The organism is Segatella copri (genome assembly GCF_019249795.2).
GTDB classification, from domain to species: domain Bacteria; phylum Bacteroidota; class Bacteroidia; order Bacteroidales; family Bacteroidaceae; genus Prevotella; species Prevotella copri_B.
Genome location: NZ_CP156891.1, coordinates 2471769 through 2487095, shown reverse-complemented (window position 1 = coordinate 2487095; position 15327 = coordinate 2471769). Strand labels below are relative to the sequence as shown.

Below are 15327 nucleotides of genomic sequence, written 5' to 3'. Positions count from 1 at the left end.
GCCCTCACCCAGTATGTCAACATAAAAGAATTTATGAGACGAATAGTAGTAAAGGTGGGCAGCAACGTACTGACCCGAGAGGATGGACATTTGAACGTAACAAGAATGTCGGCTTTGGTAGACCAACTGGCTTGGTTGAGAAGGCAGGACTACGAGGTGATCCTCGTATCTTCTGGTGCCGTAATGGCAGGAAGAGGCGAGCTTCAGGTAGACCACCAGCTGGACAGTGTAGAACAGCGACAGTTGTTCTCTTCGGTAGGTCAAGGCAAGCTGATTAGATTGTATTACGACTTGTTCAGAGAATACAACATCAAGGTGGGACAAGTATTGACCATGAAGGAAAATTTCCTCGCCAAGGAACAATACCAGAACCAAAAGGCTTGTATGGAACTGATGTTGGAGAACGGCGTGCTCCCTATCGTGAATGAGAACGATACCGTGTGCCTCACCGAATTGATGTTCACCGATAATGACGAGTTATCAGGCTTGATAGCCAGGATGCTGAATGCCGATGCCTTAGTTTTACTTTCCAATGTGGATGGCATCTACAATGGCGACCCTTCCCTACCGACCTCCCGCATCATCCCTTCGGTATATTACGACCGAGACGTGAGCGAGTATGTGAGCGACGAGAAGAGTAGCCATGGTAGAGGCGGCATGATTTCCAAATTGAAGACCGCCCAGGATGTAGCCAATGCCGGCATCAAGGTAATCATCGCCAACGGCAATACACCAAACATCCTCATCAATCTGAAGGAGCATCCGATGGAAACCCTTCATACTGAGTTTGTGGCAAGACCGCTAAACAAGTAAAATCATTAGGGATAAGAAATACAGAAACCTAAAAAAGCAGCAAGCCTATTTATAGACTTTGCTGCTTTTCGTTTTCATTATGAATAGTTGATACGTTATTCTAATACCAATACATGGCTGGTTCCATCTGTCTGGCTGAATACATTCAAGCCGACCTTCATCAGATAGTCACCGCTGTACTGCTTGCCATTGCACTCCAAATCAGATTCCTTGCCAGGCATCAGATTGGTCTCCTTTACGGTATAAACCTTATCGGCATCCAATCCCTGCATCTTCACATTCATCACAGGCTCCTTGTAGCGTGGATGCAAGTCGTAAGCAAAGAGAACGGCACGCTGCTTGTCCTTACTTACATAGTTAATGGCACAGTGGTTGCCTTCGTATGGAGAAACCAGGCGATACTGGTCGCCCTCGAGAATCATAGGCTTCATGCTATCATAGTTCTTGACAGCATTCTGCACAAACTTGTATTCATCACCAGAAAGCGACTTGAGGTCGATATCAAAGCCCAACTTACATGAACTGCAAACATCGGTGCGGAACTTCACACTGGTATTCTTGTTCCAGTTGGTTACATGCGAACCCATGGTCTTGGCTGGGAAGAACTTTGACAGGCTCCACTGGATGTAGAGGCGCTCGTATGGATCCGTATCGTCTGAACACCAGAACTCTGTGAAATACTTCAGCATCTCGTAATCCATTCTGCCGCCACCACCAGAGCAAAGCATCATCGGCAACTTAGGATACTTCTTATGAATACGGGTAAGCACCTTGTAGATACCACGCACATGATCAATATAGAAATTACCCTGATTCTCCTTATGATATGGAGAATAGATATTGGTAATCACACTGTTGCAGTCCCACTTGAAGTAAGCCACATCCGGATTCTCAGTCATGATACGGTCCACGATGCCGAACACATAATCCTGTACCTTAGGATTACTGATATCAAGTACCAGCTGGTTGCGGTAATAATAGGTATCACGCTTTGGCTGCATGATGACCCAGTCAGGATGCTTCTCGAAGAGTTCACTCTTAGGATTCACCATCTCAGGCTCAATCCAAATACCAAACTTTACACCAGCCTTTTTGGCATCTCTTACCAATCCTGGTATTCCATCAGGCAGCTTGCTCTTGGTAGCCTCCCAGTCGCCGAGACCTGCATGGTCGTCCTTACGAGGATACTTGTTGGCAAACCAACCATCATCAAGCAAGAACATATCTACACCCAGGTCCTTGGCATCCTTCATCAACTCAGCAAGACTCTGCTGGTTGAAGTCGAAGCCGGTATTCTCCCAGTTGTTCAAGAGCGTAAGACGATCTTCCATACCCATGTTTACCTGATACTGACGAGCCCAATTGTGCAAATTACGGGAAGCCTCACCGATACCATTATCGCTCATGGCAAAGATAAACTCAGGGGTAGTGAACGTCTCACCAGCCTTCAGTTTATAATTAGAGGCGTATGGATTGATGGCAGGAATAACACGAAGGACTCCCACGTTATCTACCTCGAAGGTAAAGCGGAAGTTGCCAGGCCATCCGATGGTTCCAAGCATCACCTTGCCCTCATTCTCCTTGGCAGGCTCATCGAATCCCAGTTCAAAGAAAGGCTCTTCCTGCATGGCTGCACGGGTACCCAACTTGGTATCAACAATCTTCTTACCAGCAGTCAACTGGCAAGTTTCAGGCTGTCCTTCCTTAGCCCAGTCGCTATGATAATTGGTAACGAAATACTTGTTTGCCTTGAAATAAAGCATTGTAGAGCTATATCTCCAAAGCGTAACCGGAGCTTTCTCCTTATGAGAGATTTCGCTCCATGCCTTGATGACATTCTCCTTAGGATAAGCTGCATAGTGGAGTTTCACGGTCAGCGGATACACCTTGTCCTTAAGCGTGATGATGGTCTCAACACCTCCACTGATAGCCTTTTCTTCAGAAGACTGATAATATAAATAGGTGGTCATATTACCATCTGCATGGGTCACTGCCACTGCCGGCTCGAAGAAATCTTCAGCACCAGAGGTTGCATAAACCTCATGACCTCGCTGGCAGACGGAACCATCAGAGGCTGCATATACATCCCACTCCAGATGATTGTAATCTGAAGGATTCTTCAACTTGTCACCCAGATACACTTGGTAGAGGCGACCCTTAGGAGAAACCTGCATCACGAGGTCAGTCTTGTCTGTTGACACTCTGATGGTCTTTTGAGCAGATGCCATAATAGATGTCATGCACATCGCTGCGATAATCATAAATACCTTTTTCATCGTTCTTTGGTTTTTATGTGATTGCTTTGTTATAATTAAACGCTATAATACTTTCGTTATTATCTTAGAATTTGATTCCTGCAGAGAATTCCACCGTGAACGGACGGAGATAGCTACCACTCATGTACTTGCCGTCATATTTGCCAGCTTCCTGCTTGGTAATCAGCTCAGAGCCGCTAATGGTACCCTTGGCACCCTTCTCGTTAAAGATATTGATGACACTCACGCCAAGGCTCAACTTCTTGTTCACATTCCAGTTGATTCCGCCGAAAGTCTCCCAGTGACCATTGAAGTAGAGTGCCTCCTGAAGGTTGGCATAGGTCTTACCAAAGTAACGGAAGCTCAACCAGGCATTCAGATTCTTGGTGATATCATACTTAGGGTCCAACTCGATAAGAACCTGAGGAATCTCCTTGACAATCATGTTATTGGCATTCACACCCATAGACTGACCGTCACTGAACGTTACGCTCGCATTATAGTTCTTATACACCGGCTTCTGATAAGTGAAGAGTGCATGCATGTGGAAGTTCTTGAACGGATTGATTTCTGCCGAGGTTGTCCAACCCAAAGTCTGGATGTTATAGATGAGCAACACGGTCTTGCCCTCTGTAGTGCCAGGCTTGGTAAGATTCTGCTGGTCGATATTGTTCGACTTTGATATGTAGGTCACCATTGAAGAAAGGTCAATCCAATCGTTCTTGTAGAAAATACCACCACGAATCAATGGAATGGTTACTCGCTTATACTGCTCCTCGGTAGGTCCTGTTCCTGCATACTCGCTGATGCGTGGGAAACGGGTGGCGATGGTAGCATCGGCTGTCAGACCAAACTGGCGGGTAAGGTTATACGTCAACTGCAAGGTGGCTGCATAATTCAATTTATCCTTGGTTACGTTCTTTGCTTCGATGCTGTGCTCAGTAGCAACAACAGAACCATCAGCAGCTGTGGCGTATGTATTATAGTTACCCATGTGGAATCCTGAGAAACGTGGGGCAGAAATCTGCTCGGCAGACATGCGGTAGTACTCCAATCTACCACCATAGAACACCTTGAACTTAGGACTTACCTTCCATTCGTCGGTAAAGTAGAGTGCCAACTTGTTCTCTGAACCCTTGGTGTATTCTGGACTCAACTCATTATAACCGAAAGTCTCAGAACGACGGGCTGTCTGTGTAGGATCAAGCGGATTGACATACATCTGGCTCAATGTGCGTGGATAAGCTTCTACGGTGCCTGCCCACTGGAACGAAGACGAATAGTAATTGAGATGGTAATACCACTCGTTCAATCCTATCATTAACTTATGGTTGTTCAACTGCTTAGAGATTTCGGTAGTCAAAAGCGCATTGCTCACCTTACCAACATGCAACCAGGTGCGACGGCCTTCAATGTAACCACTGTAGGCAGACCCATCAGAAAGCTGATAGCCATCAGCCTCGCTCACCTGAGAGATGGTACTTCCTCCGTAATCCACATAATTGGCACGTGGAGCATTCATATACTTGGCGTTGAATTTCCACAACCATCCATTATCAAACTGATACTGGCTGATGAGGGCAATTTCGTTGGCATGATTCTCACTGCCATCGCTCATATTCCATGTCTCCATCTTTCCTGACTTTGTATTCAAGTATTGGAAAGAACCTTGACGCTGCACGTATGAGTCCATACCAGGGTCAAAGCCATCAATCTTCTTGATACTGCCGTCGCCTGAATAGATAAATGGGGCTGCATTGGCAAAATTGCCAGGGTTCTTGCTGTTGGAATACTTATATAATAAGGAGACACGTCCCTTTCCATCATTCAAGATGCGAGTGATACCGAAATGATAAAGTTGGGTACGGTCGGCATAATCAGTAAAGCGAAGCTTGAAACTACCTGGATCGAAATTCTGATACATACTGGCTGTATAAAGCCAATTGGCACCGATTCCACCAGACAGGTTGAGGTCTACATTCTGCATACCAAAATGGTTTGCCTTATAGTTGAGCTTACCTTTGAACTCTTTCTGTCCCAACTCGCTGAAAGAAGAAACTGCATACGCAATATTACCTGTAGCAATGGCAGACTCAGATGGAGTCATCAAGTCGGTACCTTTCAGTGAGGCATCGCTACGCCAATGTGCAGACAGTTTGTGTACGGAAGAAGAGTAAACGGCAGGAAGACCGTTTTCATATACGGTTACATCCTCGCTTGGCAATCCTATCTGGATTTCACGAGGCTTGTTGGCATCAGATGCGTTGAGCATCACATTACGCTCTTCCTTTTTCTCCTTGTTTTCAGATTCGTCGGAAGGAAGTGCATACACTTGGCTTGCAGCAGACATCGCTACCAAAGCCATAGAAAATGTTCGGATTCTTAAGTTCATAATCTTACAGTTGTTTATTCTTAGTTTTACATGATTTCACTTGCTACCGAATGCGATTCGATTGCGGTTGCAAAGTTAAGGAGATTTTTCAGACATTGGCATCATGTGTAGGTTATGAGTAGATAAATATTAGGTTTGTTAAGTCTATAACCTTCTAATAATCAAGCTATCAAAGATATTAATACTTTTTAATAGAGTAGATGGTAAAAAGAGAAATAAATGTAGTATCTTTGCAGAAAAATACAATTATAAGGCACTCTAATAGCCTATCAGATAGTAACAAAAACAATTAAAAAAATAGTTATGAAAGTAGTATTGTGGTTCTTAATGATGTTTATGCCATTAATGGCAAATGCTTCTTCCGTAAACGAGGAACAGCTGTTCCATCGTTTAGACAGTTACATCGCTCAGCGAAGCAAGTTTACCCAAAGAAAAGAAGCGAAACTGCTAAGACTCAAAAAGCAACTATACATGACTTCCGACAAGCGCAGCCAGCTTAGTCTCTATAACCAAATCTACAGGGAGTATTATACCTACCGTTACGACTCTGCCATGACATACGCCAAGAAGGGCTACCAGCTGGCAGCACAGCTTCAGGATGATTATTTCATCAACCTGAATAAAATCAATCGTGCGGCAGTGCTGTCAACAGGCGGTTTCTACAGCCAGGCAGAAGACTTAATGCTCGCAATGGATGTGGAGAAAATGTCACCTAAGTTATTGCAATACTATTATTATACCTTGACTTGGGTATATAACTACTGGGAAACTTTCTGCAACAAGTCGGAGTTTCAAGAAGGATTAGAAGCCAAGAAACGTTTTTATTTAGGCAAGACTCTTGAGCATATCGGCAACAAGGAATCCGCTCTTTATTACTATCTTTCAGGAGAGTTTGAATTTCTAAAGCAGCGTACAAGCAAAAAAACACTTCAGTTCTACATGAAGGCGCTTTCTGCCAGTCCCCTGAACAGCCGTGTGCATGCCTCATCGGCTTATTGCATAGCCCGCTATTATTATGATACCGACCAAAAGGATTTATATGAAAAGTATATTGTAGAAGCAGCCATCTCAGACCAGATATGTCCCCTGAAGGAGAATCTTGCCCTTCAGGAGTTTTCCACCTATCTATATAATAAGGATGCCTCCTATGCAAAGAGGGCTTCCAAATACATCTATTGCTCCATGGAGGATGCCCAATTCTACAACAACCGTCTCCGCATGGTAGAGATTTCCCGCATACTTCCCCTTATCACAGAAACGAACCATCAGGCAGAAGTACGCAAGAACCACATCGTAACAGCATCCCTCGTCATCGTGAGTATCCTGTCGCTAGGATTCCTTGCCATGGCTTTCTTTGCATTCAAGATGAACAAGCATCTAGCCAAGAGCCGTAGGGAGATAAAAAGCCAAAATACACTCTTGGACGAACTGAACCAGAAGCTGCTCAACACCAATAAGCGAAGAGAGACCTATATGCATTTATTTATGGACATCAGTGCCGTATATATCAAGAAACTGGATGATTATCGCAAATTGGTAAGCCGCAAAATCAAGGCAAAGCAAACTGCCGATCTTCTGACTGCCATCAACAGCTACAAGCTGGCAGAAGAAGAGGCAGCCAACTTCTATATTCGCTTCGACAAGGCATTCATTGACTTGTATCCGAATTTCGTGGAAGAGTTCAACCAACTGCTGTTGCCAGAAAAACAGATAGTTCTCCCTGCCCCTAACAGTCTCACCAAGGAACTGCGTATCTATGCACTGATGCGACTGGGAATTACGGATGGGCAGGAACTGGCCACCCTCCTGTTCTATTCTACCCAAACCATCTATAATTACAAGGCAGCCATCAGAAAGCGAGCCAAAGACCTCACCACTTTTGATGCAGCCATCAACCGACTATGCAATGTGATAGGCTAATAAATGGCAGAAAATTGAGAATGTTCCTCAATTTTCTGCCATTTTCTTTTGCCCATTCAAGAAATAGTTGTATCTTTGCCATTACATAAAAGTTGTAACACTAAAGATGTAATGGCGTATGAAACTAAGAAACAAGAAATTAGCAAATCCTTTCATCTATCAAGGTTATGAAAGTCCTGAGTATTTCTGCGACAGAGAAGTGGAAACAAAGACTCTAATGTCGCACTTGAAGAATGGAAGAAACGTTACCCTCATTTCTCCTCGAAGACTAGGAAAAACTGGGCTTATCAAGAACACTTTCTATCATCTGGAAAAAGATGAGAAGGATTCCGCATGCCTATACCTCGACATATTCGCTACCAAGAACTTGCACGACTTTGTGGAACAATTTGGAGTAATGGTTATCAATGACATCGTCCGCAAGAACACCTCATTCATAGAGAAAACCATCGCCTTCTTCAGTGCCTTGCGCCCTGTACTCAGCATGGATCCATTGACTGGTGAGCCTAGTGTATCAATCACAATTGAGCCATCCCAAGAAGACATCACCATCCGCAGCATCTTCAACTATCTCAACGAGAGTGGGAAAGAGGTATATATCGCCATCGATGAGTTTCAGCAGATTGCAGAATATCCGGAGAAAGGCACAGAGGCATTGCTACGTTCTTATATCCAGTTTGCCCAACATGTGCATTTCACCTTCTCTGGCAGCAAGCATCATCTGATGGCTGAGATATTCGGCTCGCCGAAACATCCATTTTACCAAAGCACTGAGATGATGGGACTTAAACCATTGAGAAACGATGTTTATTATGAGTTTTGCCAAAACTTCTTCAAGCAGAAAGGTGGCAACTTATCAAAAGAAACCTTCGACTACATCTATCAACAATTCGAGGGCCACACATGGTATATCCAATGCATCATGAATCGCCTCTATGAAACCGAAATACAAGTTGATAGTATCAAGCAAGTAAATGCAGCAATTCTTTCAGTACTCGAAGGTAGAGAACCACAGTTTGAGAATATGGTACAGTTCTTCACAGAGAACCAGTTCTCGCTTCTGAAAGCTATAGCCAAGGATAGCATTGTTGCCCAGCCTACCTCTGGCAAGTTCATCAAGGAGCACAAGCTGAGTGGAGCCAGCAGCGTAAAGGCTGCCCTCAAAATCTTGGAAGACAAGGAATTAGTATATAGGACTAATGAAGGATACGTCATCTACGACAGATTCATGGATCTGTGGTTAAAGAGAATATAAACAAAAAAATGTGCTTTAAACGTGCGGAATGTGCTTAAAAAAGACACATTCCGCACGTTTAAAGCACATTTCTCTCCTAGAAAGCCGTACATCTTACAATGATTACGACCATGGGATTATCCGGCAATCCTTATGCCTGGGATGTTCAGTCGGCAGTAACAATGGATGACTTGTTTGTTCTCTAAACGTCCTAACTATATTAAGTTGGAGGAGATGGCAACAGAATCTGTTCTGAAAGCATTCTGCAAGGCATTAAAGATAAAGCTCGTAAAAGAGCGCCTCCCTTTACGTGATTTGAACGATGCTTGGGAATATCTTCACAACTACACTATGGATATGTAGATTCCCTAACTGCTTTAACAAGCCAGAGAATATGGTTGCTTAAGTAAGAGTATGTGGTTGCTTAAGCTTACGGACACTGAATCTCGGATTAACGGAGATAGCTTCTTGAGTTAGCGGAGACAGTTTCTTGGGTAAGAGAATACTGCTTCTCGGAGTTTGCCACTAGGCTCAGCAGCTCTGCCGACTGCAGTCAGCACATCTGCTGACTATAGTGACAACACCTTATTGTTGTACAATAACACACCTTATAATTGTACAACTTTATCCCCCATAGTTGTACAACCTTATACACTATAGTTGTACAACTACAAACTCAGATACAGAGATACTACTTTCTTTTGGAAATACAATTATTATCTGCAACTTTTTATCGAAAAAAGTGAAGAGAAAGATTGCTTTTTCGATATAAAATCGTATCTTTCAAGAAGTTCTATCTGAAATTCAAAGAGTTAACAATTCCTCAGACACTGTCTGAGGAATTCAAAAAGCAAAAACAGCAGACACTGTCTGCTGAATCTTCTTTGCTACCCCAAAAAGGTCAAACGCTGTTTGACCTTTTTTAATATCATTTTCCGTATAACTATCCATTTATCTATAAAATCATCATTTTTTCTTGCATAAAGTTTGCAATTTCCGATATTTATGCTTACCTTTGCCGTTGTTAAGAGGGAACTCGTAACACATTACAAAATATCTTATCATAAAAATAAGAAAGGAAATAACGAATGGAACTGAAAGAGACTTTCCAAAAAGTGAAGGCAGCTAGCAAAACACTTGGTTTGCTAACAGATGAACAACGTAATAAAATTCTGCAGGCGGTGGCTGACGCTATCATCGCTGAGACTCCTGCGCTTCTCAAAGCGAATGCAGAAGACTTGGCGAAGATGGACAAGGCGAACCCGCTCTACGACCGATTGCAACTCACAGAGCAGCGACTCCAGGATATTGCTTCGGATATGAGACACGTCAGTACACTGCCCTCACCGCTCGGAAGAGTTCTCAAAGACAAAACACTCGAAAATGGTTTGCACCTACAGCGAGTAGCCGTTCCATTCGGAGTTATCGGTATGATTTATGAAGCCCGTCCTAACGTAACCTACGATGTTTTCTCACTCTGTTTCAAGAGCGGAAATGCGTGCGTACTGAAAGGAGGAAAGGACGCAAACGCCTCAAACTCAGCGGGTGTCGAACTTATCCACAGGGTGCTGATAACTTTTGGTATTGATCCGAATGTTGTTACACTACTCCCTGCTACCCATGAGGCTACCGGCGAAATGCTGAATGCCGTGGGCTATATCGACCTCTGTATTCCTCGTGGCGGAAAGAAGCTTATCAACTTCGTCCGTGATACTGCCAAAGTTCCGGTTATCGAAACCGGAGCCGGTGTGGTACATTGTTACTTCGACAAGGATGGCGACCTGGAGATGGGCAAGCGCATCATCACCAATGCCAAGTGCCGAAGAGTGAGCGTATGCAATGCGCTCGACTGTCTGCTGATTCACGAAAGCAGATTAAGCGACCTCCCTGCCCTCTGTGAAGGACTCGCCGAGAAGCAAACCAAGATTCATGCAGATGCCAAGGCTTACGAAGTCTTAAAGGGACACTATCCAGACACCTTATTATATAAGGCAGAGGAAAGCGATGCAAAGATGAAAGAGGCTGATGCCAACGTGAAGAGTATCTGGAACACCGAATGGCTCAGCATGCAGATGGGAATCAAGGCCGTGGTTTCAGAAGATGAAGCACTCGACCATATCGCCACTTACGGAAGCGGACACAGCGAGAGCATTGTTTCCAACAATGAAACTGCCCAGAAGAAGTTCCAGGCGATGGTAGATGCAGCCTGCGTTTATGTGAATGCTCCAACCAGTTTCACCGATGGCGCACAGTTCGGATTGGGCGCAGAAATTGGCATCAGTACCCAAAAGCTTGGAGCACGCGGACCAATGGCGCTAGAAGAAATTACCACCTACAAGTGGCTGATTACAGGAAATGGACAAACAAGGAAGTGAAGAGTGAAGAATTCAATAGCTTTATATTAGAAATAACAAATAAAAAACGAAATAACAATGAAGACATTCTTTAATGTTGAAGACCTTGGCGACCTGAAAGCAGCGCTCGCCGAGGCACAGGAAGTGAAAGCAAACCGTTTCGGTTATCAGGAGTTGGGCAAGAACAAAACCTTGCTGATGATATTCTTCAATAACAGTCTCCGTACCCGACTGAGTACACAGAAGGCTGCGATGAACCTGGGCATGAATGTTATCGTACTCGACGTGAACGCAGGTGCATGGAAACTGGAGACAGAGCGTGGCGTTATCATGGATGGCGACAAGAGCGAGCACCTGCTGGAGGCTATCCCTGTGATGGGTAGCTTCTGCGACCTTATCGGTGTTCGTAGCTTTGCCGGTTTGAAAGACCGAGAGTATGATTATGCCGAAACCATTGTAAACCAGTTTGTAAAGTACAGCGGCCGCCCTGTCTTCGCTATGGAGACTGCTACCGTTCACCCACTCCAGGCATTCGCCGACCTCATCACCATTGAGGAGCATAAGAAGGTGGCTCGTCCTAAGGTAGTCCTGACCTGGGCTCCTCATTGCCGTGCCTTGCCTCAAGCTGTACCAAACTCATTCGCCCAGTGGATGAATGCAGCCGATGTAGATTTCGTGGTTACTCACCCTGAGGGATACGAACTCGATCCTAAGTTCGTAGGCAATGCCAAGGTAGAGTACGACCAGAAAAAGGCGCTGGAAGGTGCAGACTTCGTTTATGCCAAGAACTGGAGCTGTCCGGGCGTGAAAGACCCAGCACAGTATGGCGAAATCCTGAGCAAGGATATGAGCTGGACCATCGACGAGGAGCACATGAGCTGGACCAACGATGGTTGCTTCATGCACTGTCTGCCAGTTCGCCGTGGCTTGATTGTAACCGATGATGTCATTGAAAGCAAGAACAGTCTGGTGATTCCAGAGGCAGCCAACCGTGAGATTTCAGCCGAGGTTGTCATCAAGCGTATGCTCGAATCACTCTAAAGCAGGAAATAAGAAAAAGATAGGGGGAAGTAAAGGAAAACAAGCCTTTATTTCCCTCTTTTCCGTTCTATCCAGCCTGTTCCTATCCCCATATCTCGGTATTTTTATCTTTTCATCCTGTCTATATTCTTATATCTCAGATATTATCCGTACCTTTGCTGCCGAAAAAAAAGAAAAACAAGATGGACAAATACATAATACTTTCACCAGAAGCTAAGGGTTCATTCAATGATCGCCTTAACTTTCTGTATCTAAAACTAGGTAACTTTCTCGATACAGAGAAACTGGAAAACCGTACCTTGCAATATTGTAAGGTATTCCTCAGCGATGCCCAGAACCAGATAAAAGAGTTAGAAGAATCTCTCCTTTATCAGGAGTTTCTGAAAGGCGCAAACCTCACTATCGTGGAACAGACTCCACTGAATGGCAGCAAGGTGAGTCTGCTGATCAAGACAACGGACTCCCAGACTCCCATTCTCTTCCACAGTCTTCGCCTTACAGAGGAGGAGGCTAAGGGAAAGGATTCGTACGAACAGACCCGTCTTCTCTTCAATAAATACCTGAAGACTATCGAAGGTACGGATATGACAATGGAACGCAACCTGATTCGCACCTGGATATACGTCACCAACATCGATGTAAACTATCAAGGCGTAGTAGAAGCCCGTAATGACATCTTCGATAAAGAGGGATTGACAGCCGACACCCACTACATCGCCAGCACAGGTATCGGTGGCGCCACTCCGGTACGCCATGCAGCTGTAGCCATCGACTTCCTCACCATCCCCCATATCAAGGAAGAGGACAAGAAGTATCTTCAGGCACTCGAACATCTGAATCCTGCCCATGAATATGGAGTAGCCTTCGAACGAGGAACCCGGCTTACGCTACCTACCCATACTCTCCATCCAGAAGGAAGCCAGCAGTTCAAGCAACAATACTTCATCTCCGGTACAGCCAGTATCGACAAGCATGGAGATGTGGTCTATGAAGGAGACATCGTGCGCCAGACCGGCAGACTGCTTGAGAACATCGGCGCCCTGCTGAAAGATGGCGATGCCACGATGAATGATATCCAATACTTCATCATCTATCTGCGCGACATCTCCGACTATCATACGGTTGACAGACTGATGCAGCAGTTTTATCCACAAATCCCCCGCATCATCGTGGAGGCAAAAGTATGCCGCCCCGGCTGGTTGATAGAAATGGAATGCATTGCAGAGAAGGAATTATGTTCTACAGAATAAGGAATTATAAAGATTCTGTTATCTAACCTTTGTCGGAATCCTCTTATCACTCATGATTTCATTTCCTGCCGCACGGGCATCCAGCTCTACTGGCTTGGATGTGAAATCAGGGGTATTATAGGAATCCAGCAACTCATCGTAGTATTTCTTCGGATTGCGCTGTGGCAAGAGGAACGGCTTGCTTACATTGCCCTTGTCATCAATGCAGGCAAGATAAAGACGGGTATAGAGACCGTCACCGCGACGGGATGTAAAGACAAACCAATGGGAATCCTTGCTCCAGTTGTGCCAGCTATCGATGGCACTGCCCAGAATATCACGACCGCCACACCGAAGAGCAGCGACAGCAGCGGTTTCCAAGTTTTTATCATCAAATTCTTCATGAGATTATATTTTAAATTCATGTTCTTTCCACAACGCCCGTGGACGATTTAGGACATTCCTTATACCCGTACAAAGTTACAATAAAATATTGTAACTTCCAAACAAAAACATGCAATTCAACAAGATAGTACAAAAGAAAAGCAATAAAAGCCAAATCCTGCTAACGTAATGATACGAAAAGCCCCGACTACATAACGGCAGTCGTGGCTTAGACCTATTCCGTCAGAAACTCTTCACCGCCTGGAATGCCGATAAACACAAGGGATTCCGAGCGAAAGGTGAAGAGTATTTCTTCGTAAGCTTCGCATAAAAACGAAACAAAGGCATTGGGGAAGGCTGTTCTAGGCGAACAGTCCACTAGCGGCTATAGCGCCAGTAGGCTGTCTGTGGTTTGCCTGTTAACTGTCTGTCGTAAACAGCTTATGAATTACCAATTAGGAGTCTGATTAAAACAGGCAGATAATAACAGTTTCCAACATCATCAAACAGAAAAAGTATTACCTTGCCGCTATTGAGCAGCAAGGTAATTACGTACAGGATTGGCATACATCTCGAGAATTCTCTCTCTCAAGTAAGCTTCATCCTTATTTGGAAGGTCAATTTTCGCAAGCTGACCAGCCATATATTTTTCAAATTTTGCCTTATCTTCGGCAGTATATTCTGCCTGATGAGCAGTTGAGTTTTCAAGCAAATCAAGAGCCACATAGTTGCCCGGATAGAGGCGGTAGTTCTTGAATATCTGCTCATCCATGTAGGCGGCTACCTTATTATATATATCCTGCTTAGGCATATCAGGATCAAGACTGTCCAGATAATCATCAAGACATGGGGCTGCATGATAATGCACATGACCCTTATAACCGAAGATACCGGTCTGCATGCTTACCAGGTCATCCATAGGTCCCTTCTTCCAATCGGCATTATCGCGCTTCTGCTGGAACTCCTTTGCCTTCAGGAAATCGCATGGATCATATTCGTAACTGATAGAGAGCGGTACGAGATGAAGCTGTTTCAGGCGGTCGATAATGCTGCCCTCGCCACCCATCGACATCATCTGCAGAATACTCTTCTGGGTGCGGTCATTACTGTCCTTGGCCCTACCCTCGCGCTGGGCTATCCAGATATTCTCGTTCTTCTCCTTGATGGCGAAATGCATATAGTCGGAAAGACGCTTGCTCGACATCAGCATCTGTCGCATGCTCAGGGCACGCTCTACGATAAACGCCTTGTTGACACGTACCAGGTCCTTGACCCAAGGAAGAGAAAGGAGATTATCACCGATGGCAATCTCACAGGTGGTCTTAAAACCGTTATCGATAAGAAGGACATCGAGGATGGCTGAATCGAGCACGATATCACGGTGATTACTGATGAAAGTATAATTACGGGTATTATCGAGCGATGTACAATCCATCTCGCAGCCTGTTGCTGCCTTCTTCAGAATGCCATGAACAAAATCGTAAGCAAAAGCCAACTGGAAATCCAGATTGGTCTTACATGCCTTCAACTTCTGGGCAATCATCTCGAAAGGTACTTGTGGATAGAGATAGGCAAGCACTTGTTTAAACTGATCGTTTGAAAGCAAACGGTCGAATACCTCTGGGAGATCTTCAGGCTCCCAAGGACGGATGGTATCAAATTCTTGAGGGATATTCATAATATATACCTATTTAATATATATATA

At 44.6% G+C, this 15327-nt stretch carries 9 protein-coding genes and 2 pseudogenes; 7 read left to right on the top strand and 4 right to left on the bottom strand.

The window, feature by feature from the left end:
• Window positions 1-33 precede the first annotated feature (33 nt).
• A pseudogene (gene proB / locus KUA48_RS10400) lies at window positions 34-801 on the top strand (glutamate 5-kinase); the annotation flags it as partial.
• Between the two features lie 107 nt (window positions 802-908).
• Here the strand turns inward: proB and KUA48_RS10395 are convergent.
• Window positions 909-3089: an alpha-galactosidase gene (locus KUA48_RS10395; RefSeq protein ID WP_218431824.1), complete on the bottom strand. Its 2181-nt coding sequence runs from the start codon at window positions 3087-3089 to the stop codon at window positions 909-911.
• Window positions 3090-3153: 64 nt separating this feature from the next.
• Window positions 3154-5433 carry a TonB-dependent receptor gene (locus KUA48_RS10390; protein ID WP_153073302.1) on the bottom strand — a complete coding sequence of 760 codons (2280 nt, stop codon included), beginning with the start codon at window positions 5431-5433 and terminating at the stop codon, window positions 3154-3156.
• 330 nt (window positions 5434-5763) lie between these two features.
• Between KUA48_RS10390 and KUA48_RS10385 the strand changes: the two genes are divergently transcribed.
• The 6 genes from KUA48_RS10385 (at window position 5764) to KUA48_RS10360 (ending at window position 13259) form a co-directional block, all read left to right on the top strand.
• Window positions 5764-7380: a DUF6377 domain-containing protein gene (locus KUA48_RS10385; RefSeq protein WP_218431826.1), complete on the top strand. Its 1617-nt coding sequence runs from the start codon at window positions 5764-5766 to the stop codon at window positions 7378-7380.
• A gap of 118 nt (window positions 7381-7498) precedes the next feature.
• Window positions 7499-8635: an ATP-binding protein gene (locus KUA48_RS10380; RefSeq protein WP_218431828.1), complete on the top strand. Its 1137-nt coding sequence runs from the start codon at window positions 7499-7501 to the stop codon at window positions 8633-8635.
• Between the two features lie 165 nt (window positions 8636-8800).
• A complete protein-coding gene (locus KUA48_RS10375; RefSeq protein WP_006847554.1) occupies window positions 8801-8977 on the top strand; it encodes a hypothetical protein in 177 nt (58 codons plus the stop codon).
• Window positions 8978-9702: 725 nt separating this feature from the next.
• Window positions 9703-10989, top strand: coding sequence for a glutamate-5-semialdehyde dehydrogenase (locus KUA48_RS10370; protein WP_218431830.1), 1287 nt, complete (start codon window positions 9703-9705; stop codon window positions 10987-10989).
• Window positions 10990-11046: 57 nt separating this feature from the next.
• Window positions 11047-12009 (top strand): ornithine carbamoyltransferase, encoded by a 963-nt coding sequence (locus KUA48_RS10365; RefSeq protein ID WP_022121112.1) that lies wholly within the window; start codon window positions 11047-11049, stop codon window positions 12007-12009.
• A gap of 182 nt (window positions 12010-12191) precedes the next feature.
• Window positions 12192-13259 (top strand): Rid family hydrolase, encoded by a 1068-nt coding sequence (locus tag KUA48_RS10360; RefSeq protein ID WP_153073286.1) that lies wholly within the window; start codon window positions 12192-12194, stop codon window positions 13257-13259.
• Window positions 13260-13277: 18 nt separating this feature from the next.
• On the opposite strand, the pseudogene KUA48_RS10355 reads toward KUA48_RS10360, so the two are convergent.
• Window positions 13278-13556 (bottom strand): annotated as a pseudogene (locus KUA48_RS10355) (hypothetical protein); the annotation flags it as partial.
• A gap of 595 nt (window positions 13557-14151) precedes the next feature.
• A complete protein-coding gene (locus tag KUA48_RS10350) occupies window positions 14152-15300 on the bottom strand; it encodes a 1-acyl-sn-glycerol-3-phosphate acyltransferase (protein WP_117694657.1) in 1149 nt (382 codons plus the stop codon).
• Window positions 15301-15327: the final 27 nt, after the last annotated feature.